A 3919-nucleotide genomic window follows, 5' to 3' on the forward strand; every position below is an offset into this window, starting at 1 on the left:
CGCCCCGGATCGCGAGCCGTGCCCGGTCGGCGGCGCCCTCCTCGGCGAGCGCGAGGGCGACGGCCGCGCAGTCCTCGACGTCCACGACGCCCCACTGTCCGCGCAGCCGCTCCCGGTACCGCCTGCCGTACCCGGTGGAGCCGCCGTAGTCGACCTCGACGACGCCGATGCCCCGCGAGGTGAAGTACGCGATCTCCAGGTCGAGGACGAGAGGCGCCCGGCTGGTGGGCCCGCCGTGCGCCCACACCACGTACGGCGGCAACTCCCCTTCGGGGCCCGTGTGTTCGGGGTGGCGCGGCGGATACACCTGGGCGTGGATCTCCCGCCCGTCCGGCCCGGCGAAGATCCGCACGGCCGGCTCGGGGCAGTACGCCGGGTCCACGGCGTCCGCGTGCGCGGCGCCGATCACCCGCGCCCGCCCGGTCCCGGTGTCCGCCTCGACGACCTCGTACCCGCTGCGCGTGCCCGCCGCGATCCCGACGACCCGGTCCCCGCGCACGGCGAGCGTGGGGGCGAACTCGGTCCAGGGACCGGCGAGTTCGGCGATCTCCCCGGTGCCGGGGTCGAGCACGCCGAACCCTGCGGCGCCCCGCCCGTGGACGACCGCGATCAGTCCGCTGTCCAGCGGCGCGAACCAGCACTGTCCGAGCGTCCACAGCGGCCCGCCGAACTCCTCCTCGCGCGGGCAGAGTTCACGTCCGTCCCGGTACAGGTTCCACCAGCCGCTGCGGTCGGACACGTACAACAGGCCGCCGTCCGGGGCCCATTCGACCTGCGCAACGGACTCGTCGGGCCCGCCTGCGACGACTTGAGGCTCCCCGCCCGGCTCGGCCACGAGCAGTTCGGTGCCGTCCCACGGCATCCCCGGATGGTCCCAGGCGAGCCAGGCGATCCGCCGCCCGTCCGGCGACAGCTTGGGCCCGCTGAGGAACCGCCGTGTGTCGTCGGTGAGTTCGCGTACGGCCCCGGACCCGTCGAGGGGTACGGCGGCCAGGACGCGGCGCACGTCGGTGGGCCGCTCGCCGGTGGACTCCTCCTTCACGCACCAGACTTCGCCGCGCTCGGGCAGGAGCAGCGGGTCGGCCCAGCGCGGCCCGGCCGGGGTGAGGGGGCGGGGTTCGCCGCCGTCGTACAGGTAGAGCCGCTGGTCGGTGAAGTGCGCGAACACGACGAGGAGTTGACCTTCGTGGACGGTGCCCGTCCAGGGGGTTCCGCCGTACTCGTGGACCCGGCTGCGGACGTTCCAGGGTGCGGGCAGGACGGATTCCTCGGTGCCGTCCGGGCGGCGGCGGACCAGGGTGCGGCGGCCGTCCTCGGCCGGGCGGGGCGCGGTCCACCACACCTCGTCGCCGACGAAACCGACGTGGTCGGGGCGGCCGTCGTGCGCGGCGGCGAGATCGGCGGTGACGGGAGAGGGCCAGGTCCCGTACGGCAGCGCGCTGTTCATGCGGTGCGCAGGAAGCGGTCGAGGACGTCGACGCCGAAGTGCAGGGCCTCGACGGGGACCCGCTCGTCGACGCCGTGGAACAGCGCCTGGTAGTCGAGCCCCACCGGCATCCTCAGCGGCGTGAACCCGTACGTGACGACGCCGAGCCGGGAGAACTGCTTGGCGTCGGTGCCGCCCGACATGCAGTAGGGGACGGTGTGCCCCTCGGGCGCGAACTCCTTTACGGCGGCGCGGAGTCCGGCGTACGTCGGGGTGTCGATGGGTGCCTGGAGGGCGGCGGAGTGGTGCTGGAACTCCCAACTGACGTCAGGGCCGGTCAGCTTGTCCATGGTCGCCCTGAACTCGTCCTCGGTGCCCGCGAGATAGCGTCCGTCGACGTATGCGACAGCCTCGCCGGGGATGACGTTGACCTTGTAACCGGCGTCCAGCATCGTCGGGTTGGCACTGTTGCGGACGGTCGCCTCGACGAGCTTGGCGGCCGGGCCCAGCTTCGCGAGGAGGGCGTCGACGTCGTCGAGGTCGGCCTCGACGCCGTAGAGCGCGGCGAGTTCGGTGAGGGCGGCGCTCACCGTGGGGGTGAGGCGGGCGGGCCACTCGTGCTCGCCGATGCGGGCGATCGCGGCGGCGAGGCGGGTGACCGCGTTCTCGTGGTTCACCTTCGAGCCGTGCCCGGCGCGGCCCTTCGCTGTCAACTTCAGCCAGGCGGTGCCGCGTTCACCGGCCGCGATGGGGTAGATCTCGCGTCCGGCGCCGTCGTGGAAGGTGAACGCGCCGGACTCGCTGATGCCTTCGGTGCAGCCCTCGAAGAGGCCGGGGTGCCGGTCGGCGAGGAACCCGGAGCCGTCGTCGGCGCTGTCCTCCTCGTCGGCGGTGAACGCGATCACCACGTCCCTGCGGGGCCGTACGCCCTCGCGCGCCCAGGAGCGGACGACGGCGAGGACCATCGCGTCCATGTTCTTCATGTCGACGGCCCCGCGCCCCCAGACAACGCCGTCGCGGACCTCGCCGGAGAACGGGTGGACGCTCCAGTCGGCGGGCTCGGCGGGGACGACGTCGAGGTGGCCGTGGACGAGGAGGGCGTCCGCCGACGGGTCGGTGCCCTCGATGCGGGCGACGACGTTGGTGCGGCCCGGGGTGCGCTCCAGCAGGACCGGTTCCAGGCCCGCCTCCGCGAGTTTCCCGGCCGCGTACTCGGCGGCGGGCCGTTCCCGGGCGTCGCCGCCGCCCCGGTTGGTGGTGTCGATGCGGATCAGGTCGGAGGTGAATGCCACGACCTCGTCCCGTGCCTGCCGGTCAGCCATACTGCTCCTCGATCGCTGCGGCGGCGATCGTCGTGACCGCCTTGAACGTCCGGATGGCGTCGTACATGTGCGCGCTCGTGTACGCGACCTTGCGTTCCCCCACGCGCTCCACGCCGGGCACGACCGTCACCGTCGACGCGAGGTGTTCCGCGTCGAACTCGACGGCGATCGTGTGCGGGCCCGCGTTCACCGGGTCGTGGCGCACGGCGAGGGCCGTCGCCTCGCGGGCCGCCGCGCGGATGTCGGCGGCCGTGCGGGCGGGGGTGCGGCAGACGGCCGCGTAGCGGGAGACGTGGTCCTTGACGGCGACCTTGAGGGCCTCGGGCGCGTAGCCGAGGGCGTCCTCGCAGGTGATGTCGTCGCCGGTCACCAGGATCACGGGGACGCCGTACTCGGCGACGACGGCCGCGTTGAGGAGGCCCTCGCTCGCGCGGACGTCGTCCAGCCAGACGCCGGTGACGGTGTTGGCGAGGTAGGTGTGGGCGAGGACGCCCTCCATGCCGGCGCCGCCGTGGTAGCCGAGGAAGGCGATGCCGTCGACGTCGCCGTACTGGACTCCCTCAACCATGGACAGGTCCTTGTGACGGCCCGTCAACATGTCAATGCGTTCGTCAAGACGCTCAAGCAACAGATTGCGCATCGTGGCGTGCGCCTCGTTGATCAACACTTGATCGGCACCGCCTTCGAAGAAGCCGCGTGCCGCCGCGTCGACGTCCGACGTGAACATCTCCCTGCACCGCTGCCACTCTGGGGAACCCGGCCGCACGTCCGCCGGCCAGGTGACCCCGGTGGCGCCCTCCATGTCCGCGCTGATCAGGATCTTCATGAGGCGTCACGTTACGCCACGGCGTCCGCCGGACGCCCGGCCGAGGAGGCGGCCAGCGTGGCGCACGTCCCCGCCCCAGCTCCCTCGTTCAGCCCGCCCGCCCCGCCACGGCCCACTGCGACGGCAGCACGATGGACGCGCCGTCGGCGGTGTGCTCGGTCGTCGTCAGGGGTGCCTGGCCCAGCGCGAGGACGGTGAGGCCGGCGGAGGTCAGATGGTCGGGGACCGCCGCGTCGGGGACGGTGCCCGGGGCGATGCCGTGCCGGAAGATCGGGGCGAGTTTGGGGGGCGGCCCCTCGGGCCGGCGGGCGAGGGCGCCCAGGATCGCGCCGGCGCCCTCGGACG

3 protein-coding genes and 1 pseudogene are annotated in these 3919 nt (G+C 73.3%); all 4 read right to left on the reverse strand.

Annotation, left to right across the window (positions count from 1 at the left end; all coding sequences use genetic code 11):
• Nucleotides 1-1447, reverse strand: a 1447-nt coding sequence (locus ACVNF4_RS33435) for a S9 family peptidase (protein WP_461806627.1), incomplete at its 3' end; no start/stop codon positions are given.
• The gene (locus ACVNF4_RS33440) at nucleotides 1444-2748 is read right to left on the reverse strand and encodes a M20/M25/M40 family metallo-hydrolase (RefSeq protein ID WP_461806628.1); all 1305 of its coding nucleotides are present in this window, start codon (nucleotides 2746-2748) and stop codon (nucleotides 1444-1446) included. The genes ACVNF4_RS33435 and ACVNF4_RS33440, both read right to left, overlap by 4 nt.
• Complete coding sequence (locus tag ACVNF4_RS33445) at nucleotides 2741-3574, reverse strand: M55 family metallopeptidase (RefSeq protein ID WP_461806629.1); 834 nt, start codon at nucleotides 3572-3574, stop codon at nucleotides 2741-2743. The genes ACVNF4_RS33440 and ACVNF4_RS33445 overlap by 8 nt, the downstream gene beginning before the upstream one ends.
• 88 nt (nucleotides 3575-3662) lie before the next feature.
• A pseudogene (locus ACVNF4_RS33450) lies at nucleotides 3663-3919 on the reverse strand (SAM-dependent methyltransferase); the annotation flags it as partial.

Source organism: Streptomyces sp. S6 (assembly GCF_054880855.1).

What these genes read in the sequence shown, in the direction of transcription:
- ACVNF4_RS33445 (WP_461806629.1), bottom strand. Translation starts at nt 3,574, where the DNA reads ATGAAGATCCTGATCAGCGCGGACATGGAGGGCGCCACCGGGGTCACC.
- ACVNF4_RS33440 (WP_461806628.1), bottom strand. Translation starts at nt 2,748, where the DNA reads ATGGCTGACCGGCAGGCACGGGACGAGGTCGTGGCATTCACCTCCGAC.